22 protein-coding genes, 1 pseudogene and 1 riboswitch are annotated in these 22342 nt (G+C 60.6%); of the genes and pseudogenes, 15 read left to right on the top strand and 8 right to left on the bottom strand.

What is annotated here, in order from left to right; all coding sequences use genetic code 11:
- Positions 1–119 precede the first annotated feature (119 nt).
- Entirely contained in the window at positions 120–548 is a 429-nt protein-coding gene (locus ACR0K1_RS16995) for an FKBP-type peptidyl-prolyl cis-trans isomerase (RefSeq protein WP_480615421.1), read from the top strand.
- A 33-nt stretch (positions 549–581) separates the two neighbouring features.
- Here ACR0K1_RS16995 and ACR0K1_RS16990 read toward each other — a convergent pair whose 3' ends face one another.
- The 4 genes from ACR0K1_RS16990 to fabA are packed head-to-tail and all read right to left on the bottom strand — an operon-like array spanning position 582 to position 3388.
- The gene (locus ACR0K1_RS16990; protein WP_480615419.1) at positions 582–761 is read right to left on the bottom strand and encodes a hypothetical protein; all 180 of its coding nucleotides are present in this window, start codon (positions 759–761) and stop codon (positions 582–584) included.
- 59 nt (positions 762–820) lie between these two features.
- Positions 821–1612 (bottom strand): enoyl-ACP reductase FabI, encoded by a 792-nt coding sequence (locus ACR0K1_RS16985; RefSeq protein ID WP_480615417.1) that lies wholly within the window; start codon positions 1610–1612, stop codon positions 821–823.
- Between the two features lie 5 nt (positions 1613–1617).
- Entirely contained in the window at positions 1618–2847 is a 1230-nt protein-coding gene (fabB, locus tag ACR0K1_RS16980) for a beta-ketoacyl-ACP synthase I (protein WP_480615415.1), read from the bottom strand.
- Between the two features lie 31 nt (positions 2848–2878).
- Positions 2879–3388 carry a bifunctional 3-hydroxydecanoyl-ACP dehydratase/trans-2-decenoyl-ACP isomerase gene (fabA, locus tag ACR0K1_RS16975; RefSeq protein WP_480615413.1) on the bottom strand — a complete coding sequence of 170 codons (510 nt, stop codon included), beginning with the start codon at positions 3386–3388 and terminating at the stop codon, positions 2879–2881.
- Between the two features lie 188 nt (positions 3389–3576).
- On the opposite strand from fabA, the gene irrA reads away from it, so the two are divergent.
- Positions 3577–3996, top strand: coding sequence for an iron response transcriptional regulator IrrA (irrA, locus tag ACR0K1_RS16970; RefSeq protein WP_480615411.1), 420 nt, complete (start codon positions 3577–3579; stop codon positions 3994–3996).
- On the opposite strand, the pseudogene ACR0K1_RS16965 reads toward irrA, so the two are convergent.
- Positions 3971–4893: pseudogene (locus tag ACR0K1_RS16965) on the bottom strand (LysR family transcriptional regulator). The gene irrA and the pseudogene ACR0K1_RS16965 overlap by 26 nt on opposite strands.
- Positions 4894–4979: 86 nt before the next feature.
- Here ACR0K1_RS16965 and ACR0K1_RS16960 point away from each other — a divergent pair.
- Positions 4980–5777 (top strand): phytanoyl-CoA dioxygenase family protein, encoded by a 798-nt coding sequence (locus ACR0K1_RS16960; RefSeq protein ID WP_480615407.1) that lies wholly within the window; start codon positions 4980–4982, stop codon positions 5775–5777.
- 71 nt (positions 5778–5848) lie between these two features.
- On the opposite strand, the gene ACR0K1_RS16955 is transcribed toward ACR0K1_RS16960, so the two are convergent.
- Entirely contained in the window at positions 5849–6712 is an 864-nt protein-coding gene (locus tag ACR0K1_RS16955) for a hypothetical protein (RefSeq protein WP_480615405.1), read from the bottom strand.
- A gap of 122 nt (positions 6713–6834) precedes the next feature.
- Here ACR0K1_RS16955 and miaB point away from each other — a divergent pair, with 122 nt between their 5' ends.
- The 10 genes from miaB (at position 6835) to ACR0K1_RS16905 (ending at position 17360) form a co-directional block, all read left to right on the top strand.
- Positions 6835–8154 (top strand): tRNA (N6-isopentenyl adenosine(37)-C2)-methylthiotransferase MiaB, encoded by a 1320-nt coding sequence (miaB, locus tag ACR0K1_RS16950; protein ID WP_480615403.1) that lies wholly within the window; start codon positions 6835–6837, stop codon positions 8152–8154.
- Between the two features lie 188 nt (positions 8155–8342).
- The gene (locus ACR0K1_RS16945) at positions 8343–9098 is read left to right on the top strand and encodes an outer membrane protein (RefSeq protein WP_480851353.1); all 756 of its coding nucleotides are present in this window, start codon (positions 8343–8345) and stop codon (positions 9096–9098) included.
- A gap of 138 nt (positions 9099–9236) precedes the next feature.
- Positions 9237–10259 carry a PhoH family protein gene (locus tag ACR0K1_RS16940; protein WP_480615401.1) on the top strand — a complete coding sequence of 341 codons (1023 nt, stop codon included), beginning with the start codon at positions 9237–9239 and terminating at the stop codon, positions 10257–10259.
- Positions 10260–10295: 36 nt separating this feature from the next.
- On the top strand, positions 10296–10790 hold the full coding sequence (gene ybeY, locus ACR0K1_RS16935; RefSeq protein ID WP_480851336.1) for an rRNA maturation RNase YbeY: 495 nt from the start codon (positions 10296–10298) through the stop codon (positions 10788–10790).
- A 36-nt stretch (positions 10791–10826) separates the two neighbouring features.
- A complete protein-coding gene (locus ACR0K1_RS16930; RefSeq protein ID WP_480615397.1) occupies positions 10827–11714 on the top strand; it encodes a hemolysin family protein in 888 nt (295 codons plus the stop codon).
- Positions 11711–13210 (top strand): apolipoprotein N-acyltransferase, encoded by a 1500-nt coding sequence (gene lnt, locus ACR0K1_RS16925; protein WP_480615395.1) that lies wholly within the window; start codon positions 11711–11713, stop codon positions 13208–13210. Before ACR0K1_RS16930 ends, lnt begins: the two co-directional genes overlap by 4 nt.
- Positions 13211–13257: 47 nt before the next feature.
- Positions 13258–13306: riboswitch (SAM-SAH riboswitch) on the top strand.
- A 5-nt stretch (positions 13307–13311) separates the two neighbouring features.
- Entirely contained in the window at positions 13312–14493 is a 1182-nt protein-coding gene (gene metK / locus ACR0K1_RS16920; protein ID WP_480615393.1) for a methionine adenosyltransferase, read from the top strand.
- 127 nt (positions 14494–14620) lie between these two features.
- Positions 14621–15331, top strand: a complete 711-nt coding sequence (gene trmB / locus ACR0K1_RS16915; protein WP_480615391.1) for a tRNA (guanosine(46)-N7)-methyltransferase TrmB — start codon at positions 14621–14623, stop codon at positions 15329–15331.
- Positions 15332–15399: 68 nt separating this feature from the next.
- Positions 15400–16746, top strand: a complete 1347-nt coding sequence (aroA, locus tag ACR0K1_RS16910; protein ID WP_480851335.1) for a 3-phosphoshikimate 1-carboxyvinyltransferase — start codon at positions 15400–15402, stop codon at positions 16744–16746.
- On the top strand, positions 16743–17360 hold the full coding sequence (locus ACR0K1_RS16905; RefSeq protein ID WP_480615387.1) for a (d)CMP kinase: 618 nt from the start codon (positions 16743–16745) through the stop codon (positions 17358–17360). The genes aroA and ACR0K1_RS16905 overlap by 4 nt, the downstream gene beginning before the upstream one ends.
- A 24-nt stretch (positions 17361–17384) precedes the next feature.
- On the opposite strand, the gene ACR0K1_RS16900 is transcribed toward ACR0K1_RS16905, so the two are convergent.
- Positions 17385–17864: a YHS domain-containing (seleno)protein gene (locus tag ACR0K1_RS16900; RefSeq protein ID WP_480615385.1), complete on the bottom strand. Its 480-nt coding sequence runs from the start codon at positions 17862–17864 to the stop codon at positions 17385–17387.
- A 217-nt stretch (positions 17865–18081) separates the two neighbouring features.
- Between ACR0K1_RS16900 and ACR0K1_RS16895 the strand changes: the two genes are divergently transcribed.
- Together ACR0K1_RS16895 and ACR0K1_RS16890 are read left to right on the top strand one after the other, a co-directional pair.
- A complete protein-coding gene (locus ACR0K1_RS16895) occupies positions 18082–18606 on the top strand; it encodes a hypothetical protein (RefSeq protein WP_480615383.1) in 525 nt (174 codons plus the stop codon).
- A 207-nt stretch (positions 18607–18813) separates the two neighbouring features.
- The gene (locus ACR0K1_RS16890; protein ID WP_480615381.1) at positions 18814–20499 is read left to right on the top strand and encodes a tryptophan halogenase family protein; all 1686 of its coding nucleotides are present in this window, start codon (positions 18814–18816) and stop codon (positions 20497–20499) included.
- 125 nt (positions 20500–20624) lie between these two features.
- On the opposite strand, the gene ACR0K1_RS16885 is transcribed toward ACR0K1_RS16890, so the two are convergent.
- Complete coding sequence (locus ACR0K1_RS16885) at positions 20625–22184, bottom strand: AMP-binding protein (protein ID WP_480851334.1); 1560 nt, start codon at positions 22182–22184, stop codon at positions 20625–20627.
- Positions 22185–22342 lie beyond the last annotated feature (158 nt).

Raw genomic sequence — 22342 nt, 5'->3', positions numbered from 1 at the left:
CTCCCCTTATTTGCGCGCAGATTTGCACAGGAAAGCGGCGCATGAAAAGGCCGAGGGTTTACATAATGACGCCAGCCCTTAGGGTTGGCCGTTCATTTCTTTTAAAGCCGGAGGCCAGCATGAGCGAAATCAAACAGGGCGACACTGTTCGCATCCATTACACCGGGACACTGCTGGACGGGAATGTCTTTGACAGTTCGGACGGGCGCGATCCACTGGAGTTTGTGGTGGGGTCGGGTCAGATCATTTCCGGTCTGGACAGCGCCATGCCCGGTTTGGCCGTTGGCGACAAGAAGCGGGTAGAAATCGCCTGTGTCGATGCCTATGGCCCGATCAATCCGGGGATGCGGCAGGATATCCCGCGCGAGGGCATCCCGGATGACATCCCGCTTGAGCCCGGAACCCAGTTGCAGATGCAGACACCCGATGGTCAGGCGTTGCCGGTGACCGTGGTTGATGTGAACGAGGCAACGGTGACGCTGGATGCAAACCACCCGCTGGCCGGGCAGGATCTGATTTTCGATATCGAAGTGGTTTCGATCAACTGAAGCAGGGGCCGGGCCGTTCAGGCGGCCCGTGTCTTAACCCAGTAAGGTATCGATTGCGGCACGCACTTGCGGCTGGGTGTAGAAGATAAACACCAGCAAAAGCGATGTAAGCGTCAGCAGAAGGACACGCGCGCGCTGGCTGAGGAAACCCTGCCTGCGCCGGACTTGCGACGCGCGGGGGCTGTTGGCAATGATTTGGTCTAGCTTGCTCATGCCCGTATTCCTGCCGCCGAAAGATGGTTAAATCTTGGCGGCGGCAGGGAAAGATGGGGTCACATGAAATCGGGCTGTGGCATTCCCAGCACATGGAAGCCGCCATCGACGCGAATGATCTCGCCCGACGTAAAGGCTCCGGCATCCGAGGCGAGGTAGACGGCAGTGCCGCCGACGGCTTCCAATGTCGCGTTCGAACGCATCGGTGCGTTCTGGTCGCAGAACTTGTAGGTCCTGCGCGCGCCGCCGATGGCGGCACCGGCAAGCGTTTTCATCGGTCCGGGCGAGATAGCGTTCACGCGGATGCCATCCGGGCCAAGATCGTTGGCCAGATAACGGGTCGCCGATTCCAGCGCTGCCTTGGCCACGCCCATGACGTTGTAGTTCGGGACCACCCGGTTCGAACCTGCATAAGTCAGCGTCAGCAGCGAGCCGCCATTGTCTTTCATCATCGGATATGCGCGGCGCGCAACCTCGATGAAGGAATAGGCCGACACATCCAGCGAATGCTTGAAATTGGCGCGGGTGGTGTTCAGAAAACGGCCTGTCAGTTCGGATTTGTCCGAATACGCAATCGCGTGCACCACAAAGTCGATGGTGGGCCAGCGTTCAGCGAGTTCTCCAAAGGCGCGATCCAGCGAGGCGTCGTCGGTGACATCCGCATCCACCATGAAATCGCTGCCAAGGCTCTGGGCCAGCGGCTCCAGCCGCTTGCCAAAGGCCTCACCCTGATAGGTGAAGGCCAGTTCCGCGCCCGCCTCGTGCATGGCTTTTGCAATACCCCAGGCAATCGAGCGGTCGTTGGCCACGCCCATGATGAGGCCGCGCTTACCTTTCATAACTTCCGACATCGTATTCACCCGTTATACTTGGACAGAACCATGGAGCCGTTGGTGCCGCCAAAGCCGAAGCTGTTGGTCATCACGCTGTCCAGGCCTGCATTTTCGACCACATGAGTGGCAATTTCACCGGGCAGGATGCCTTCGGCTAATGTGTCGACATTGATCGACGGTGTAATGAAATCATTGTCCAGCATGAGCAGACAGAAGATCGCTTCCAGCGCGCCCGCCGCGCCCTGCGCGTGACCGGTCATCGACTTGGTCGATGAAATTGGCGGCACGTTGCCCTCGCCGAAGATGCGGCGCACGGCCTCAACCTCACCCACATCGCCGACCGGGGTCGAGGTGCCGTGGGCGTTGATATAGCCGACCTTGCGGCCCTCGGGGACCGTGGACAGGGCCAGGCGCATCGCGCGCTCGCCGCCTTCGCCGGATGGGGCGACCATGTCATGGCCGTCCGAGGTCGCGGCATATCCGGTGACCTCAGCATAGATTTTCGCGCCGCGTGCCAAGGCGTGATCCAGATCCTCCAACACGACAATGCCGCCGCCGCCCGAGATCACGAACCCGTCGCGGTTTTCGTCGAATGCGCGCGAGGCCTTGTCGGGTGTGTCATTATATTTCGACGACATCGCACCCATCGCGTCGAACAGGCAGGACAGGGTCCAGTCCAGTTCCTCGCCGCCGCCAGCGAACATCACATCCTGCTTGCCCAGCATGATCTGTTCCGCCGCGTTGCCGATGCAATGCAGCGAGGTCGAGCAGGCCGAGGTGATCGAATAGTTGATACCCTTGATCTTGAACGCGGTCGCAAGGTTCGCCGAAATCGTCGAACACATGCATTTCGGCACCGCGAAGGGGCCGATCCGCTTGGTTGCACCGGTTTTCAGCACCGTCTGATGCGCGGTCAGCATGGCGCTGGTCGACGGGCCACCGGACCCGGCCACCAGACCGGTGCGCGGGTTCACGACCTGATCTTCGCTCAGCCCGGAATCGGCAATCGCCTGGCTCATGGCGATATGGGCATAGGCGGCACCGGGGCCCATGAAGCGCAAGGTGCGCTTGTCCACGTGCTCGGCCACATCGATCTTGAGCGATCCGGCGATCTGGCTGCGAAAGCCGTGTTCGACCATTTGCTCATTTGCCTCAATGCCGGACTTGCCGGCCTTGAGCGAGGCCAGAACCTCTTGGGCATTGTTCCCGATGGAGGAGACGATCCCCAAACCGGTGACAACTACTCGACGCATATGCGTGCTCCTTGTTTCGGGCCGGTCTGCCTCAGGCGTCAGACAGGACGACTTTCATGTCTTTGACGTCGTAAATCAATTCACCGTCCGCTTCGACGATACCATCCGCCACACCCATAGTCAGGCGGCGGGTCTGGATCGCCTTCTTGAAATCAATTTTGTAAGTCAGCATTTTGCGGTCAGGGCGGACCATGCCGGTCAGCTTGACCTCGCCAACCCCCACGGCCATGCCGCGCCCCTGCCAGCCGCGCCAGCCCAGGTTGAAACCGGTCAGTTGCCACAGACCGTCAAGGCCCAGACAGCCCGGCATGATCGGGTTGCCGGGGAAATGGCATTCGAAGAACCACAGGTCGGGGGTGATGTCGAACTCGGCCAGAATATGGCCTTTGCCGTGCGCACCACCATCGGCGGACACCTCGGTAATCCGATCCATCATCAGCATCGGCGGGGCGGGTAACTGCGCGTTGCCGGGGCCGAATAATTCGCCGCGCGCGCATTTCAGCAGATCGTCCTTGTCAAAGCTGCTCGGGAATTGGGCCATTCTGCCGCCTCTCCTGCCAGGGGTCCGTTCGTGTAATCTGGCCTCGTCTAGCACCCGTTTGCAAGGGCCTGCAAGAGCAGCGCGCCACATCATGTTGTGCGTACGACATTCTTTGCGAATGAATTTCATTTGAAATTCGTCACTGGCCTCCCCTATATATAAGGACAACAGCAACAGGTATCGGACCCATGACACCTCAGAGCCGGGACATCGCGACAGACTGGTTGGTCAACGCCGGATTACGCCCCACGCGGCAGCGCGTGGCCCTGGCCGAGCTTTTGGTGGGCGATGGCCGCCATCGTCATGTGACGGCGGAAAGCCTGTTCGAGTCCGCCAAATCCAACGGCGACGCGGTTTCGCTGGCGACGGTCTACAACACGCTGCGTGCTTTCTGCGACGCAGGTGTCCTGCAAGAGATCACGGTGGATGGCTCGAAAAGCTATTTTGACACCAACACCCACGATCATCCGCATTTCTTCTGGGAAGATGAGGGCCGTCTCAGCGATGCGCCGTCGGAAGAGCTGGTCATTCAGCGCCTTCCGGAAGCGCCCGAAGGGGTCGAGATCGCGTCGGTGGATGTTGTTATCCGGCTGCGCCGGACGAAATAGCGCGCTCTGCCGTCAGGTTTTCCATCAAAACACGCTCGGCCATGGCAAGTGTCTTGTCCGTTGGCCCTGTGCCGTGACGGGCAAGGACAACGGCTTCGGTCGCGTCCGTGTCGGTGATGGGCAGCCTGACCAGCGGTTTGGTGTCATAGCTGAGGTTGCCGGGCGGGTTGGCGTAGCTGATTCCCACCCCTTCGCCATGGGCGGCCAGACTGCGCTGAATCTCCAATGACGCCGCTCTGTGGGCAACCCGCGGGTTCAGCCCGTTTCGGCGGAACAGGGCCAGAATATGCTGCGCCGACAGGCCTTCGTTCGACAGGATCAGCGGGTGGTGCTCCAGTTCCGACAATGTGACCTGCCCGCGCTTTGCCAGTGCATGGTCGGGTGACAGGATCGCGCCTGCGCGGTTCTCGAACAGGGTCGTTCGGGAAATCCGGCATCCATGCCAAGATCGTAGGTTATTGCGATGTCGACCTGACCGTCGATCAGGTCTTGCAAGAGGTTTTCAAACGGTCCGACTTTGTAGGAGGTCGCCACATTGAGCAGCGACGCCCGCAGGTGCCGAAGGGCCGAGGCCAGATGAAACGGGGCCAGATCCGTGAAACAGCCGAGCCGCAGATGTTTCGCGCCTTGTTCGGCTGTGTCCGACGCCTCGATTCGCGCCGCGGATTTCAGAACATCCTCGGCCCGTTCGATGAACCTGCGGCCTTGCGGGGTCAATGCCATCGCAGCCCCGCGCCGACGGATGAACAACGGATAGCCCAAAAGCGATTCGACCCGGGTCAGCGCGGTCGACAGGGCCGGCTGTGAAACGTTCAGGTTTTGGGCCGCCGCCGACAAGCTGCCATAGCGCCCGATGGCGCAGACATATTCATACTGGCGCAAGGAAATATATAACATGAAGTTAATTATAGCTTTGCGAGATATGATTTGAACAGAAGATATGTTCCGACGCAAACTGAGGCGGACACCTCAAGGAGAGCCCAATGCCACATCCGCTCGTTTCCGCTGACATGATCGACACCTTCCAGACCGACGGAGTTGTTCTGATCAAAGGTTTGTTTGCGGATCACGTGGACCAGTTGCGTGACGGGGTGGCTGCGAATATGGCCGATCCCGGGCCTTATGCGTCGGAAAACAAGAAACAGGGCGAAACCGGCCGGTTCTTTGATGATTACTGCAACTGGACCCGTATCCCCCAGTTTCGCGATGTGATCCAGACCTCACCCGCAGCCGAAGTTGCGGCGGACCTGATGCAGTCGCAGACCGTGCAGATGTTTCACGACCATGTTCTGGTCAAAGAGCCGGGCACATCCATGGCCACGCCTTGGCATCAGGACGGGCCGTATTACTTTGTCGAGGGCCAGCAAACGATCAGCTTCTGGTCTCCGTTGGACCCCGTGAAACAGGCGACCCTGCGCTGCGTTGCCGGATCGCACCGCTGGGAGAAAGAGGTGCTGCCGACGCGCTGGGTGTCCGAGGAAGGGTTCTTTCCGGATGAAGGCCAGTACATCCCCGTTCCCGACCCGGATGCCGAGGGGATGAGGGTTGTTGAGTTCGAAATGGAACCCGGCGATGCCGTTGCGTTCAACTATCGCACCCTGCACGGTGCGCGCGGCAACCAGTCTGACAGACGCCGCAGGGCGTTTTCGCTGCGTCTGGTCGGGGACGACGCGCGCTATGCCGAACGCCCGGGGCGCACCTCACCGCCGTTTCCGGGGCATGAGATGGTGCCGGGCCAGCGTCTGCGCGAGGATTGGTTTCCGGTTTTGCTGCGGCGGTGACTTGGGGGCGCTGCCCCCGTCGCGGCAGGCCGCGACTCCCCCGGGATATTTTTGGCCAGATGAAGTGCGGATCAGAACCATTGACCGGGTTCGATCAGGCCCAAATTGAGCAATTGCCGCGAGTTCCAGTCGAAGGGGATCGAGTTGCGCCAGCGGAAGGTCGGGATGTCGAAGGTCGAGCCTGCGTTTCGTTTCAATGCCTTGGCCGCGCGGAAGGAACATATCGCCGCTGTCATGTTGTTATGCCACGGGCAGGAATAGGTGTTGTATTCTGGGTCGTTGAACGTGTGATCCGGCAACAGGGTCAGGCCCTTTTGCGCCTTGAACACGGCGATCCTGTCGATGCGGCGACGTTCGTAAGGAATGTGGTTTTCGAACCGCCAGCGCAGACCGCCGGACATATCAAGCTGCCGGTCCAGCGGTTGGCCTGAGGCGTCGTGGCGCGTGTGTGCATAATACCCGGTGCTGTCCATCATAGCGCGATCGGGGGCAACGCCGTTCGGGAAGGCGCCCAGATCGTCCGCATACAGATCGACCACATGGCTGAGCATCGCGTTCCGGCGCTCTTCACTGTGAAATGCCAGCAACTCGCCAATGCTGCGGGTCTCGCAAAAGGGAAAGAACAGGTATTCGGCGTTGTAGCAGTAATACATCCAGATGCCGGGGGCCGAGGCGATGATCCGGTTGATCGTCTCGAACACCACCGAACGCGGCGCGCATTTCAGGGTGACGCGATGAACCTGGCCCTCAAGCGCCAGGTCCAATTCCAACTCTTCGGGCATAAACGCGATCACCGATTTGAAGCCAAGCTTCAGGTGATGGCGCAGGGTGCCTTCGACCTCGGTATCATCCTCGGCGAAAATCAGGGCGACGGGGCCCTTTGCCAGCGCCGCCTTGCCGGTGTTCAGAAAATGGTCGGGGGATTCGTACTGCATCGCCTGTTTTCGGTGCCGCCTTGCTGGAAACTGCCGCCAAATTCGGGTAATTGCGCCACCATTGCAAGCGGCGTTCGTTGCATATAGATGACGCCGATCCAGCGAATGCAAAGGCCTGCCAAATGTCCGAACCGAAGAAGCTGTTTATCAAGACCTATGGCTGTCAGATGAATGTATATGACAGCGAGCGTATGGCCGAAGCGCTTGGCGGTCAGGGTTATGTGGAAACCAAATCCGCAGACGATGCGGATATGATCCTGCTGAACACCTGCCATATCCGGGAAAAGGCGGCGGAAAAGGTCTATTCCGAACTGGGCCGTTTCAAAGGTCTTAAGGCCGAAAAGCCCGACCTGAAGATCGGCGTTGCCGGTTGCGTCGCGCAGGCCGAGGGTGAAGAGATCATGCGCCGGCAGCCTCTGGTCGATCTGGTGGTCGGCCCGCAAAGCTATCACCGCCTGCCCGAGATGGAGGCCAAGACCCGGACGGGCAAAAAGGCGCTGGATACGGATTTCCCCGAAGAGGACAAGTTCGAGAAGCTCAGGAACCGTCCCAAAGCCAAACGTGGCCCGACCGCGTTCCTGACCGTGCAGGAAGGCTGCGACAAGTTCTGCGCCTTCTGCGTGGTGCCTTATACACGGGGTGCCGAGGTCAGCCGCCCCGCCGACCGCATTCTGCGCGAGGCGCGCGATCTGGTTGAACGCGGCGTGCGCGAGATCACTCTGCTGGGCCAGAATGTCAACGCCTATCACGGGGCGGGACCGAACGGGGATATGACTCTGGCCGGTCTGATCTGGGAGTTGAACAAGGTGGACGGGCTGGAACGTATCCGCTTTACCACCTCGCACCCCAACGACATGGCGGATGATCTGATCGAGGCGCATGGGACTTGTGAAAAGCTGATGCCTTATCTGCATTTGCCGGTTCAGTCAGGCTCGGACAGGATTCTGAAGCGGATGAACCGCAGTCACACGGCAGACAGCTATCTGCGCCTGATCGAACGCATCCGCGCCGCGCGGCCGGATATTGTCATGTCTGGCGATTTCATCGTCGGCTTCCCCGAGGAAACCGAGGCGGATTTCCAAGCCACGCTGGATTTGGTCGAGCAGGTCAAATACGGCTATGCCTATTCCTTCAAATACTCGACACGCCCGGGAACCCCGGCGGCAGAGCGCGCGCAGGTTGATCCCTCGGCGGCAGACGAGCGCCTGCAGCGTTTGCAGGCATTGATCACCCGGCATCAAAGGGAAATTCAGGACGCGATGGTGGGTCGGAATGTCAAGGTTCTGTTTGAAAAGCCGGGCCGATTGCCGGGTCAGATGGTTGGAAAGTCAGAATATCTGCATTCGGTTCATGTCACCGGCCCGGACATTGCGGCCGGTGATCTGAGGCACGTGCGCATCACTGAATCCGGTGCAAATTCGCTTGCAGGCGCACTGATTTAATCCCGCCTTTAACCGCGTTTCAGATACCATCGTTGGTGTTTGTTTCTGAAATTTACCCTTGATTTATCCTTTGGAACTATGTTCCGAGGGTAGCCAGTCTTGTTCCGGGCGTGGTTTTGCGCTTGTTAGGTTTCGGTCTGCGCTGATCCGTTTCAGGGTGAAAGCGATGGAGGGTGCGAGTGACAATTATGGAAAGACTCAGCTTGTCGAAGGTCCTGCGCGCGGTACCGGTGGCTTCGGTGGTGACTTTCTTTGCCAGTGCCACCTTTGCCGGAGACCTGACAGGAACCGTCACAGACCCCGACGTGGTCAGTCCCAACCGTATCGGCAGTGATGTCAGCGCCTTTTATCTTGGAGTAAGCGGTGCTTATGGCTTTGGCAGTGATGACCGTTTCGGGCTCAACACGCCCGCCGGAACCTTCGCGATTGGCGAACAGGACCTGACCGGGAATTACGGCGGTATTCGCGGCGGCTGGCGCGGGATTTTGCCGTTTTTCGGCGGGCGCGACTATGTTTACGGCGTTGAGATTGGGTACGATTTCGGATCGCTCGAGGATGATGTTGCAACGCAAGTCAGCGGCACCCCCGTGCGGGGCGGATCCCGGGTTTCGGATGTGCTGTCCCTGCGGCTGCGAAGCGGCGTGACGAATCGCAGCAAGAGCATTCTTTATTTTGTGACCATCGGCTATGTGCGCGGGGATGTCGAAACAACCAACAGCTTTGGGTCAGGGCCCACGTTTCAGGCCTTTCGCGATTCCGACACGCGCAATGGATTTTCGGCCAGCATCGGGGCCGAGCATCGGCTGAATGAAAACTGGTCGATAACGGGCGAATACGAATACGTGCAGTTCGAATCCCAGGTAGTCCAGTTCGAATCGGGCTTTTCGACAAAATCCACGCCCAACTACCGCGGGCTGCGTTTCGGGCTGAACTACACGTTCTGACCAATCCCGGGAATCATGCCGGTTTCCGGCACCTGTTGTCCGATTTGTCGTCTACACCATATTTTTTAAAACTGTGCCTTGCGCCCACCAAGTTTTGTTGTCTACGCTCAGGTTGAAACGCCAAGACAGGAGAACGGATTGGCCATCGGTGCCCTGACCCCACCGCAAGACGAGATGCCGCAACATGAGGCATTTGTAGAGTTTCCCGACAACCGACTGTTGATTGATCTTTGTGGCGAATACGACCGCAATCTGGCTGACATCGAACAGAAGCTTTCCGTTCAGATCATCCGCCGGGGCAATCAACTGGTGGTGATGGGGGAAGAACACGCCCAGAAACAGGCGATTGATGTCCTGCAGGCGCTGTACACCCGTCTGGAAGGCGGGCGCGAGGTCGAGGCTGCGGATGTCGACCGCGAGCTTCGGATGGGCGATTCCGAGAAGGGAACCGGCAGCCGCGACGGCGATCAGCTTGAGATGTTCAAAGGCGGCACGGTCGAGATCAAGACGCGTAAGAAGCTCGTCGAACCCCGGACGGATGCGCAAAAGGCTTATGTTCAGTCGCTGTTCAACAACGAACTGGCCTTTGGCATTGGCCCGGCGGGGACCGGTAAGACCTATCTGGCGGTGGCCGTTGGCGTCTCGATGTTCATCGGTGGGCATGTGGACCGGATCATCCTCAGCCGCCCCGCCGTCGAGGCCGGTGAAAAGCTGGGCTATCTGCCAGGCGACATGAAGGACAAGGTCGATCCCTACATGCAGCCGCTTTACGATGCGCTGAATGATTTTCTGCCCGGCAAGCAACTCGCCAAGCTGATCGAAGAAAAACGCATCGAGATTGCGCCGCTGGCCTTTATGCGCGGGCGAACTCTGGCCAATGCCTTTGTGGTGCTGGACGAGGCGCAGAATGCCACCACCATGCAGATGAAGATGTTCCTGACCCGTCTGGGCGAGGGCAGCCGCATGGTGATCACCGGCGACAGGTCTCAGGTCGATCTGCCGCGCGGCGTTCAGTCGGGGCTGGCCGATGCCGAGCGATTGCTGAAAACGATCCCCAACATCAGTTTCAACTACTTCACTTCGAAAGATGTGGTGCGCCACCCGCTTGTCGCCGCCATCATCGAAGCGTATGAGGCCGACTCGGGCCGCGAAACAGGTTGATTTCAGAGCCCGCATCCGGGGTTTTGGAATGGCGTCATGAATCTGGAGTTAACTGTCGAAGACCCGCGCTGGACGGGGCTGGAACCGCTGTCGCTGCAGGCGATCAGCGCTGTGTTGCAGCATTGCGGGCTGGACCCGGATCTGTGTGAGGTCAGCGTTTTGGGCTGTGACGATGCCCGCATCGCCGAACTGAATGCCGAGTTTCGCGACAAACCCGCGCCGACAAACGTTCTCAGCTGGCCCGCCGAAGACCTGGCCTCCGAAGAGGCCGGACAAGTACCGCCGATCCCGCAGCCGGATTTCACCGGCGAAATCCCTTTGGGCGACATTGCGATTGCCTATGACACATGCGCGCGCGAGGCGGCGGAGGCGGGCAAATCCATGGACGATCACGTGCTCCATTTGCTTGTTCACGGAACGTTGCACTTGTTGGGCTATGATCACATTCGCGACCCCGACGCCACGCTGATGGAGGCGGTCGAGGTCAAGATACTTGGCAAAATGGGTATTGATGACCCATATAGGATATGAAACGGGTAATTTCACCCGATTAGTTGGAACAGGAAAATGGGCGATACAGACGGCAGTTCTAGGGCGGCGCAAAGCGCGCAACCACAGGACGGCAACGACGACATAGAAGAGAACAGCGGTTTCTTTTCCCGAATTTTTGATGCGTTTTCGGGCTCGGACGAGGACAAGACCGAGCTGGCCAACGGCCATGAAGCCCTAAGCGCGCAACCCCGTGGCATGATCAACCTGCGCCGCATGCGGGTCGAAGATGTTGCCATCCCGACCGCGGAAATCGTGTCGGTGCCCTCGACAGTCGCCAAGGATGAACTGGCTCAGCTGTTTCGTGAAAGCGGCCTGTCGCGTATCCCGGTGTATGAGGGCACGCTGGACACGCCGTTGGGCTTTGTACACCTCAAGGATTTCGCGCTGACGCATGGGTTCAATGGCGGATCGACCGAGTTCGATTTGGTGCCGATGCTGCGCACCTTGCTGTTTGTGCCGCCCTCGATGCCGATCGGTGTTCTGCTGACCAAGATGCAGACCGAGCGTCGGCATATGGCTTTGGTGATCGATGAATATGGCGGTGTGGACGGTCTGCTGACGATCGAAGACCTGATCGAACAGGTCGTGGGCGAGATTGCCGACGAACACGACGCCGACGAAGATCAGCTTTGGGTGCAGGAAAAGCCGGGATGCTACGTTGTTCAGGCCCGCGTCCCGCTTGAGGATTTCGAGGCTGAGATCGGGCGCTCTCTGACCAGCCACGAAGATGTGGACGAGGAAGAGATCGACACGCTGGGCGGTCTGGTCTTCATGCTGTCCGGCCGCGTGCCCGCACGCGGTGAGGTGGTCTGCCATCCCGAAGGGGCCGAGTTCGAAGTGATCGACGCCGACCCGCGCCGGATCAAGCGGCTGCGCGTCATGCTGCCGGATATCGCTGCATGAACCCTGCCCGGGGCTGGCCCTTTGGCCTGAGGCTTGTTTTGGCAGGGCTGCTGGGCGCGCTGGGCGCATTTGGTCTGGCCCCGTTTGGCTATTGGGCGGCGACTCTGGTCGCCCTGATCCTGATCGCGCCCCTGTTCCTTGCCAGCGAAACTCGCGGGCGGGCGGCCTGGATCGGGTGGTTTTTCGCCACCGGGTATTTTGCCCACGCGCTGAGCTGGATCATCGAACCGTTTCAGGTCGACGCCGAGCGGCACGCGTGGATGGCCCCTTTTGCGCTGGTTTTCATGGCAGGCGGGCTGGCGTTGTTCTGGGCGCTGGCCTTTTGGCTGTCGCGGTGGCCGAACGCATCGGCTCTTCGTCAGGGCGTCTTGTTGGCAGTTGCCTTGTCCTTGGCCGAGTTTGCGCGGGGATATATCCTGACCGGCTTCCCCTGGGCCGGTCTGGCACAGATCTGGGTGAATTCGCCGGTCGCCCAGTTGCTATCGCTGGTCGGACCCTATGGGTTGGGCACGCTGACGCTTGGCGCGACCTTGCCGTTAGGCGCGGTTTTTTCAGAAAGCGCTGGCGCGAAGACCAGGATCGGTTCCATCGCCTTTTCTCTGGGCACAGCGGTTCTGGCCTTTGGTTACGCCGCATCCCGTCCTCCGGTTGTCGAGGGCGATCACATCGTCCGTCTGGTGCAACCGAATGCGCCGCAGCACCAGAAATGGCACCCGGATTTCGCGCCGCTGTTTTTCGCGCGGCAGATCGAATTCACTGCGGCCCAACCCAGACCCGATCTGATCGTCTGGCCCGAAACCTCGGTGCCTGCGTGGCTGGACAGCGCCCAACCGTATCTTGGGGCCATTGCCGAGGCCGCGCAGGGTACGCCGGTCATGCTGGGTATCCAGCGGAGCGAGGGGCCGCGCATTTACAACTCGCTTGTCTATCTGGATGAGACGGGCCAGCAGCAGGCGTTATACGACAAGCATCATCTGGCCCCGTTTGGCGAATACGTGCCGCTGGGCGACCTGATGGCCCGGTTCGGGATTTTCGGCCTTGCCGCAACCTCCGGCAACGGGTTCAGCGCCGGGCCGGGGCCTGAATTGATTGACGCGGGCGTTCTGGGTCGGGCCTTGCCGCTGATCTGCTATGAGGCCGTGTTTACGCAGGACGTAAATCGCGCATCCGGGCGCGCCGATTTTCTGGTGCAGATCACCAATGACGCCTGGTTCGGAACCCGGTCGGGGCCCTATCAGCATCTGGCGCAGGCGCAGATGCGGGCAATCGAACAGGGCGTGCCGATGATGCGCTCTGCCAATACCGGGGTTTCGGCAATGATCGATCCCTTGGGGCGGATCACGGCCCAGTTGCCGCTTGGGCAGGCGGGGTATGTGGATGCCTCCCTGCCTTTGCCACAGCGCGCGACACTTTATTCCCGCATCGGGGACAGTCCTGTGTTCGTGGTTCTATTGGTCCTGTTTGCGGCGCTCTGGCGCACCACCCGCCGCGCATAGCGCAATTACCGATTGACCCTGTCCCGCTGTGCGCGTATCCGGGCCTATGCCTGTCACAACGGCTTCCTGGCGTGGCAGAGAAATCTTAATGGAGCACTTTTATGTCCCGACAGAACTACATTTTTACTTCGGAATCCGTTTCCGAGGGCCACCCGGATAAGGTCTGCGACCGAATTTCCGACGCCGTACTTGACGCATTCCTAAGCGAAGAGCCCGAAGCCCGCGTTGCGTGTGAAACCTTTGCCACGACCGACCGGGTTGTGATCGGGGGTGAGGTCGGCCTGTCGGATCAGGAAAAACTGCACGATTACATGGGGCGCATCGACGAGATCACGCGCGCCTGCATCAAGGATATCGGGTACGAGCAGGACAAGTTTCACCACCAGACGGTCGAGGTGACGAACCTGCTGCACGAACAATCCGCCCATATCGCTCAGGGTGTGGATGCGTCAGACAACAAGGACGAAGGGGCCGGTGATCAGGGTATCATGTTCGGATACGCGACCACCGAGACGCCTGCGCTGATGCCCGCGCCGATCCAGTATTCCCACGCGATCCTGCGCCGTCTGGCCGAGGTGCGCAAGAACGGAACAGAACCCGCTTTGGGCCCGGACGCGAAGTCTCAGCTGTCGGTGATCTACCGCGATGGCAAGCCGGTGGGTGTCAGCTCGATCGTGCTGTCGACCCAGCATCTGGATGAGGCGCTGACATCGGATGACATCCGCGCCATCGTCGAGCCCTATATCACGGAAACTCTGCCCGATGGGTGGCTGTCGGCTGAGACGGAATGGCATGTGAACCCGACCGGTAAATTCGTGATCGGCGGCCCGGATGGCGATGCCGGCCTGACCGGGCGCAAGATCATCGTGGACACCTATGGCGGTGCCGCGCCTCATGGCGGCGGTGCATTCTCGGGCAAAGACCCGACCAAGGTGGACCGCTCGGCGGCCTATGCCGCGCGCTATCTGGCCAAGAACGTGGTTGCTGCGGGTATGGCGGAACGCTGCACCATCCAGCTGAGCTATGCGATTGGTGTGTCCAAGCCATTGTCGATCTATGCTGAAACGCACGGCACCGGCCAGGTCGCGGATGCAGCCATCGAAAAGGCCGTCGGTCAGGTGATGGACCTGACCCCGCGCGGCATTCGCGAGCATCTGCAACTGAACAAACCTATCTACCAGCGCACCGCAGCCTATGGCCATTTTGGCCGCGAACCGGATGCGGACGGTGGCTTTAGCTGGGAACGCACCGATCTGATCGATGCGCTGAAAGCGGCGGTCTGACGCGAGTGATCCAAAGGTGCGCCCTGACGGGCGCGCCCGATTCCGGAGATTGTGGGGGCGGCTCGCCGGGTGAACCGGCTTTGCCGTCCTCTTGCTTCTGTACGGACTGCGCAGTATGGGCACGATCATGAGCACCCAGACGCCCCAACGCCCCCGCAGAAACTTCTATGGCCGTTTCAAGGGAAAGACCCTGAAACAGAGCCAGAAGACCTATCTGGACGAAGACCTCGCCGCGCTGTCGCCCGGTGATGTCGATTGGGACGCCAACCCCGAACGTATGCCGCTTGATCTGAACGGTCTGTTCGGCGGCAAGCCCGTTTGGCTTGAGGTCGGCTTTGGCGGTGGCGAGCATCTGGTACATCAGGCCGAAAGCAACCCTGACATCGGCATCATCGGGGCGGAACCTTATATCAACGGCGTTGCCATGCTTCTGGGCAAAATTCGCCGGGCAGGGGTTGAGAATCTGGCCGTGCACCCCGGCGACGCGCGGGATCTGTTTGATGTTCTGCCGGATGCCAGCATCTCGCGCGCCTTTCTGCTTTACCCTGATCCCTGGCCCAAAAAGCGGCACCACCGCCGCCGGTTTGTGACCCCGGAACATCTGGAGCCTCTGGCACGGGTCCTGAAACCGGGTTCGATTTTCCGGATAGCCACCGATATTCCCGACTATGTCCGCCAGACGCTGGAAGAGGTTCCACGCACGGGCTTTGAATGGCTGGCAGAGCGCCCCGCCGATTGGCGCGAGCCGTGGGAGGATTGGATTTCCACCCGCTACGAACAGAAGGCGCTGCGCGAAGGGCGCAGGCCACACTACCTGACCTTCCGCCGCACCGGCTGATTGCGGCTGGACCAACCGGCCCCAATTCGCTAATCCGCCCTGAACTGATAGCGAAAACAGGAGCCCTCATGTCCGGACACGGCACGCCCATCCCGATGACCTCGCATCCTTGCGGCCCGCTGACCGGCACGGCCGAGGTGCCGGGGGACAAGTCGATCTCGCACCGGTCGCTGATTCTGGGCGCGATGGCGGTGGGTGAGACGAAAATCTCGGGCCTGTTGGAAGGTGAGGATGTCTTGGACACCGCCAAAGCCATGCGCGCCTTTGGGGCCGAAGTCACCGATCACGGTGGCGGGGAATGGACGGTGCTTGGCGTCGGCGTCGGCGGCTTTGCCGAGCCCGATCAGGTCATCGACTGTGGCAACTCGGGCACTGGCGTGCGGCTGATCATGGGCGCAATGGCGACCAGCCCGATCACAGCGACCTTCACCGGCGATGCCAGTCTGAACAAGCGCCCGATGGCGCGCGTGACCGATCCATTGGCGCTGTTCGGGGCGCAAGCGGTGGGCCGCGAGGGCGGGCGGCTGCCGATGACCATCGTCGGCGCGGCGGACCCGGTTCCGGTGCGCTACGTGGTTCCGGTGCCCTCGGCGCAAGTGAAATCTGCCGTGCTGCTCGCCGGTCTGAATGCGCCGGGCCAGACCGTTGTTGTTGAAAAAGAGGCGACCCGCGATCATTCCGAGCGGATGCTGGCCGGTTTCGGCGCCGAAATCACGGTTGAGGACACCGATGAGGGCCGCGTGATCACTCTGACCGGTCAGCCCGAGTTGAAACCGCAGGTGATTGCCGTTCCGCGCGACCCGTCCAGCGCGGCCTTCCCGGTCTGTGCGGCGCTGATCACGCCCGGTTCGGACGTGCTGGTGCCCGGCATCGGCCTGAACCCGACCCGCGCGGGGCTGTTTGCCACGCTGCGCGAGATGGGGGCCGACCTGACCTATGAAAACGAACGCGAAGAGGGCGGTGAACCGGTGGCCGACCTGCGTGCCAAGTATTCGCCCGATATGAAGGGCATCACCGTGCCGCCGGACCGCGCCGCTTCGATGATCGACGAATATCCGGTTTTGTCGGTGGTTGCAGCCAATGCCACAGGCACGACGATGATGGGCGGCGTGAAAGAGCTGCGCGTCAAGGAAAGCGACCGGATCGACGCGATGGCGCGCGGGCTGCGCGCGAATGGTGTGAGCGTGGATGAAGGCGAAGACTGGTGGTCGGTCAATGGCCTTGGCATCGGCGGGGTTCCCGGCGGCGGAACCTGTGAAAGCTTTCTGGATCACCGCATCGCCATGTCGTTCATGGTGATGGGCATGGGTGCGAAAACCCCGGTCTCGGTCGATGACGGCGGTCCGATTGCGACCTCTTTCCCGATCTTCGAGCCCCTGATGGCGTCGCTGGGCGCAAAGGTCGAACGCACGTGAGCTTTACGGTCGCCATTGACGGTCCGGCTGCGGCGGGCAAAGGGACGATTTCAAAAGGTGTTGCCGCGCATTTTGGCTTTGCCCATCTGGACACTGGGCTGCTCTATCGAGCGGTCGGGCGGCGGACGCTGAACGGGGTTGATGCGGTTGAGGCGGCGCAGTCCCTGACGCCCGAAGAACTGGAACAAGGCGACCTGCGCACGGCCGAGATCGCTCAGGCAGCGTCTCGGGTTGCCGTTATCCCCGAGGTGCGCGCGGCGCTGGTCGATTTTCAGCGCGCTTTTGCAAGGCGGGAAGGCGGGGCCGTTCTGGATGGGCGCGACATCGGCACCGTGATCTGCCCGGGGGCCGAGGTGAAGCTGTTTGTCACCGCCAGCGCCGAGGTTCGGGCGGAACGGCGGTTTCTGGAACTCAGCGCTAAGGGCGCAGATGTGAGCCGCGATCAGGTGCTGGCAGATGTGCGCGAGCGCGATGCCCGCGATGCCCAACGCAGCACTGCGCCGATGAAACCAGCAGAGGATGCCGTGCTGCTGGATACGTCGGACCTGAGCATCGAAGCGGCGCTGGCCACGGCGATTGAGATCATCGAAAAAGCAAAACCCGCGACGCCGTGACGCCGCGGGTGTTTCGTAAGGCGATTACAACTCGCCGACGGCAATGCTCTTAATGTTGGCCCACTGGTCGTCGGCGGTTTTCGCGGTGCCGGTGACATCCTTCAGGAAGGCCGCGCGGGTTTCGCCGTTCAGGAACAGATACAGCTTGCCGTCCGCGATCAGGTATTGATCCGGGTCGCCGTCGAACTTCTTGCCGACCGACACGCCAAAGGAACAGAACCCGCCATGCTGGGGCAGATAGGCGGCGGGGTTGGCCTCGAACGCCTCGCGGTTTTCGGCGCTGGTGAAGTAGTACGAAGCGCCGTCATAGGTGGCTGAGTGGTTGGCAAAGCCTTCGACCGGGTTGCCGTTTGTGACCAGCGCCACCAGATCGACGCCATGGGCCGCCAGCGGCGCACCGGCGGCAGAGATCCCGTTTGAGACGTTGATTTCGTCCGCCGCAAAAGCCGGGGCTGCGATCAGGGGCAAGGTTGCGATCAGGGTGGTCAGGACCAGAGATTTCATTGCGTTTCCTTCCGTGTTCGGGTTCCGGGCGGGCAGGTTGCCAGCCGGTGAAACAAAGCTAGGGGGACGGTTCTGAACGGGCTATCGCAGGAACATCGGCAAATGTTGCAGATCGTTCGAAATTCCGTCTTTTCTGGAAATACGCCTCACCAAGCTTTGTTTAGCCAGTGGGCAGCGTGACGCCTATGGTAAACGGGCAACCTGCAGGAGCGACGCCATGATCCGACTAGCCTTTTTCCTGATTTTTCTGGCCGGTGGTCTGGCCGCGCAGGAGGCCCCGGAGGCTGAACCTCCGATGACGTATGAGCGTCTGGGCAAGATCATCTTCGCCCTCGACCCCGAGGCCCAGCCCCGCGGGCCGGGGTTTGAAATGACGGTCGCGGACATTCCCGTTCTGGTCATTGCCGACGCAAATGCGGACCGTATGCGGGCCATGGTGCCGATCCGCAGTTCCGAGGACCTGACCGCCGACGAAATGCGCCGGATGATGCAGGCGAATTTCGACAGCACCCTGGACGCGCGTTACGCGATCGCAAATGGCACCGTGTGGGCTGCGTTCATCCACCCGCTGTCCCGGCTGGACAAGGAGCAACTGATCTCGGGGCTGGCGCAGACAGTGAACATCACCAAGACCTACGGCACGCTTTATTCCGGCGGCGCGGCAGAGTTCGGTGGGGGCGACAGCACGGACCTGCAGCGCGAATTGATCGAGGAACTTCTGAAGAAGGGCGAAGAAATCTGACCCTCGCCCGCAAACGGCGCTTGGCTTGTCTTTTGCAAGCGCCAAGCCCGCAACAAATGCGGATGCATGCCGCGGCGTCATAAGCTCTGGCTGGACGCGGGAAAGCTGTTATAGTCCCCCGCAAGCAAAAAAGGGATAGCTGCGACACAAGCCCTGAAAAGGCGGAGGCAGCTGCAAAATCCCACAAGCCAACAGGGACAGAACCACATGAGTAATCGTTTGAGCAAAATCACCATCGTTGGTGGCGGCACGGCTGGATGGATGACCGCGCTGATCCTGGACATGGTGTTTTCCCGAACGTCAGGGCCCAATGACCGCCCGCAAATCTGCCTGATCGAAAGCCCCAATATCGCCACCGTGGGTGTGGGCGAGGCCACCGTGCCGCGTATGCCGGTCACGATCCGTCAGGCAGGCATTTCCGAGCGGGACTTTTTCCGCGAGACCAACGCCTCGTTCAAACTTGGGGTGAAGTTCTGCAACTGGAACAAGGACGCCAAGGGCAATCGCATCGATTATGTGAACCCCTTTGCCCACGGCCAGATGGTCGAGGGGCTGGAGGCCGCCGAGTTTTTCCTGCGCTTCGGCAACGGGGATCGGGATTTCACCCAATCCATCTCACCACACGATCATCTGGGCCGTATGTGCAAGGGCGCGCGGCAGTTGGGTCAGCCCGAATTCGAACAGCGATTTGGCTATGCGTATCATCTGGACGCGGTGAAGTTTGCGGGCATGCTCACCAAGGTCTGCACCGGGCGCGGTGTCGAGCATATCCGGGATGAGGTGCAGGCGGTCGAACTGGACGAACAGGGCAATGTCAGCCATCTGATGTTGGAGCGTGCCGGCCGCCATGACATCGAAATGGTGGTGGATTGCACCGGCTTCCGTGGGTTGATCATCAATCAGGCGCTGGGTGAGCCGTTTTTGGACTACTCGGATTACCTGCCCAACGACCGCGCCATGGCGTTGCAGATCGAGCATCCCAATCCGCGAAAGATCGAAAGCCTGACACGGTCCACCGCGCTTGGCGCAGGTTGGACATGGCGGGTGCCGCTCTACAATCGTGTGGGGACCGGCTATGTGTATTCCTCGGCCCATCGCACGAATGATCAGGCGGCGGATGAATATCTTGAGTGGCTGGGCGAAAGCGGCAAGGGTGCAACGCCGCGCGTAATTCCGATGCGCGTCGGGCGTGTGCGCAATGCCTGGGTCAAGAACTGCGTGGCGATCGGTCTGTCCGGCGGGTTCATTGAACCGCTGGAAAGTACGGCGATCCACATGGTGGATCACGCAGTGCGCTGGTTTGCCGAGCACCTGCCCACCAAAGACATCGAGCCGTCGCTGCGGGACAGATATAACCGGCAGATGGACAAGCTCTATAACGAGGTGCTCGAATTCATCTGTTTGCACTACCGGCTGGGCAACCGCACGGATGACCCGTATTGGATCGACGCGCGCACCCAGATGAAGATACCGGACCGGTTGGCCGAGAACCTGGAACTGTGGCAGCACCGCCTGCCGATGCAGCATGATGTCGAGTTCGCAACCCTGTTCGACCACCGCGTTTATCAGACGGTTCTGTTGGGCAAGCAGTCCTATGACACAGGGTACGGGACCGGTATTCGCGATCGCCTGCGGCCGCTCAAGAAAGCAATCTGGGCGCAGGGGATGAAGCACGCGAAAGCGGATCTTGCGCAGATCGTCCAAGCGATGCCGGATCACAAAACGCTGCTGCGCGATATCCGGGGCGAGTTGAAACAACCGGCTTTCGTCATGGCGACGGCGGCGAAACCGACAGTCGCCATGCCGGGCGTGAAACCGGAGCCGGTGGAGATCCAGAACATGCCCAACTTTGCCGAAATCGAAAGCGGCAAGAAGGATTTGCAGCTGTTCTAGAGTTCCCTGCGCTTTGTGCGGGGCGTGTTTTGAACGGGCTCAGACACAGCGGTTCGGCGCAGGAAACAGCACCGAACCGCAGCACGCTTTGACCGGGGACGTTGACGTACACCCAAGCCTGGTGCCTATCCGGACGCCAGCCTGTCCCGCAGGAACCGTCTGAGGATTTTGCCCGACGGGGATTTGGGGATTTCGTCAACAACCTCGACAACGTGGACCTGTTTGTAATGGGCCAGACGCTCGGCCAGAAAGCCCTGCAAATCCTCAAGAGGCGGCAGTTCCTGATCCGGGGTGGGGACGACAAAGGCCATCGGCAACTCTCCGGCCTCGGGGTCGGGTTTGCCGACCACTGCGGCGTCCGAGATGGCCGGGTGAGTCACAAGCTGCGCCTCCAACTCGGCAGGGGCGACCTGAAAGGCCTTGTATTTGATCAGTTCTTTCAGCCGGTCGGTGATGAACATGAACCCGTCGGCATCGATCCGGGCGATATCACCGGTGCGCAGCCAGCCATCGGGAAGCAGGGTTTCCGCCGTGGCTTCGGGATTGTTCAGATAACCCTTCATGGTCTGCGGGCCGCGCACCCATAGTTCACCTTCTTCCCCGACGGCTACGTCTTCCAAGGTTTCAGGGTTGACGATCCGGCATTCCGTGCTTGGCGCGGTGACACCGGACGATCCGCTTTTGTCCGCATCGGGCGGGGTCAGATGGCTGACCGGGGCAAGCTCGGTCATCCCGTAGCCTTGCACCGCGCGCAGGTTCAGCCGTTCGGCCACGGCATCCGAGATGTCGCCGCCCATGGGCGCCGCGCCGCTCAGCAATTGCTTTGTCGCGCTCAGATCGAACTTATCCACCAGCGGATGTTTGGCCAGCGCCAGCGCAACCGGCGGCACGACCCACAGCTTGGGGGTTTTGTAGCGGCTGCACAGGTCCAGATACATCTCCAGATCAAAGCGCGGGATGGTCACAACACAGCCCCCGGCGGCCAGATACAGGTTCATCACGACCTGCAGCCCGAAGATGTGAAAGAACGGCAGGAACGCAACGGTGGTTTCATGCGGTTCCAGCGCTGCGTACCCCATCACCTGATCCGTATTCGCCACCAGATTGCGATGGGTCAGCATGACGCCCTTGGGCAGGCCGGTTGTGCCCGAGGAATAGGGCAGGACGGCGATGTGGTTTTCGATATCGACCGGCACCTGATCCTCTTGCGGCGGACCCATGAAATCGGCCAGTGCCGCCGCCCCTTCGGGCGCGTCGCCGATCACGACGATCTGCCGGACTTTGGTGCCCTGTACCGCTGCCGTGGCCAGATCGTAAAACGGTGCGATCGTGACCAGCAGTTCCGCATCGGCATCTGTCAGTTGCTGGGTCACTTCGGGCGCGGTGTAGGTGGGATTGATCGTAGTGATGGTGCCACCGGCCCAGCAGATCCCGTGAAAAACAACGGCATATTCCGGCATGTTCGGAGCCATCAGGGCGATGCGGCAGCCGGGCCCGAACCCCTGTGCGGCCAAGCCGCCCGCAAATCGCTTGACCGCCGAGACGAACTCTGCACCCGTCATTTCCCGCCCCGTGGGACCATCGATCAGGACCGGTCTGTCCAGCGCGATTCCATCAAACACACGTTGGGTGATTGTCTTTGATGTCAATGCAACAGGTGGCAATGGGCTTTGGTAAATTGTCATGTCATTTCCCCCAAATGCGGCCCAGCCTACACTATTTTTCCGAAGCGCGCCCGGGTTGACGGATTTCGACGGCAAAACGCGGTGGTCCGGCGTTTCCCAACGGGTGGCCAAAAAGGGGTCTTGTGTCCGGGTTTTGATTTGTTATGAGATAACATACA

This window comes from Ruegeria sp. F5 (genome assembly GCF_056533845.1).
Note: the sequence above shows the minus strand (reverse complement) of the source record. Positions and strands in the feature narration are given on the sequence as shown.

Excerpts from the sequence above, each read along its gene's own strand:
- ACR0K1_RS16995 (WP_480615421.1), top strand. The coding sequence starts at position 120 with ATGAGCGAAATCAAACAGGGCGACACTGTTCGCATCCATTACACCGGG.
- ACR0K1_RS16990 (WP_480615419.1), bottom strand. The coding sequence starts at position 761 with ATGAGCAAGCTAGACCAAATCATTGCCAACAGCCCCCGCGCGTCGCAA.
- ACR0K1_RS16985 (WP_480615417.1), bottom strand. The coding sequence starts at position 1,612 with ATGTCGGAAGTTATGAAAGGTAAGCGCGGCCTCATCATGGGCGTGGCC.
- fabB (WP_480615415.1), bottom strand. The coding sequence starts at position 2,847 with ATGCGTCGAGTAGTTGTCACCGGTTTGGGGATCGTCTCCTCCATCGGG.
- fabA (WP_480615413.1), bottom strand. The coding sequence starts at position 3,388 with ATGGCCCAATTCCCGAGCAGCTTTGACAAGGACGATCTGCTGAAATGC.
- irrA (WP_480615411.1), top strand. The coding sequence starts at position 3,577 with ATGACACCTCAGAGCCGGGACATCGCGACAGACTGGTTGGTCAACGCC.
- ACR0K1_RS16960 (WP_480615407.1), top strand. The coding sequence starts at position 4,980 with ATGCCACATCCGCTCGTTTCCGCTGACATGATCGACACCTTCCAGACC.
- ACR0K1_RS16955 (WP_480615405.1), bottom strand. The coding sequence starts at position 6,712 with ATGCAGTACGAATCCCCCGACCATTTTCTGAACACCGGCAAGGCGGCG.
- miaB (WP_480615403.1), top strand. The coding sequence starts at position 6,835 with ATGTCCGAACCGAAGAAGCTGTTTATCAAGACCTATGGCTGTCAGATG.
- ACR0K1_RS16945 (WP_480851353.1), top strand. The coding sequence starts at position 8,343 with ATGGAAAGACTCAGCTTGTCGAAGGTCCTGCGCGCGGTACCGGTGGCT.
- ybeY (WP_480851336.1), top strand. The coding sequence starts at position 10,296 with ATGAATCTGGAGTTAACTGTCGAAGACCCGCGCTGGACGGGGCTGGAA.
- ACR0K1_RS16930 (WP_480615397.1), top strand. The coding sequence starts at position 10,827 with ATGGGCGATACAGACGGCAGTTCTAGGGCGGCGCAAAGCGCGCAACCA.
- lnt (WP_480615395.1), top strand. The coding sequence starts at position 11,711 with ATGAACCCTGCCCGGGGCTGGCCCTTTGGCCTGAGGCTTGTTTTGGCA.
- metK (WP_480615393.1), top strand. The coding sequence starts at position 13,312 with ATGTCCCGACAGAACTACATTTTTACTTCGGAATCCGTTTCCGAGGGC.
- trmB (WP_480615391.1), top strand. The coding sequence starts at position 14,621 with ATGAGCACCCAGACGCCCCAACGCCCCCGCAGAAACTTCTATGGCCGT.
- aroA (WP_480851335.1), top strand. The coding sequence starts at position 15,400 with ATGTCCGGACACGGCACGCCCATCCCGATGACCTCGCATCCTTGCGGC.
- ACR0K1_RS16900 (WP_480615385.1), bottom strand. The coding sequence starts at position 17,864 with ATGAAATCTCTGGTCCTGACCACCCTGATCGCAACCTTGCCCCTGATC.
- ACR0K1_RS16895 (WP_480615383.1), top strand. The coding sequence starts at position 18,082 with ATGATCCGACTAGCCTTTTTCCTGATTTTTCTGGCCGGTGGTCTGGCC.
- ACR0K1_RS16890 (WP_480615381.1), top strand. The coding sequence starts at position 18,814 with ATGAGTAATCGTTTGAGCAAAATCACCATCGTTGGTGGCGGCACGGCT.
- ACR0K1_RS16885 (WP_480851334.1), bottom strand. The coding sequence starts at position 22,184 with ATGACAATTTACCAAAGCCCATTGCCACCTGTTGCATTGACATCAAAG.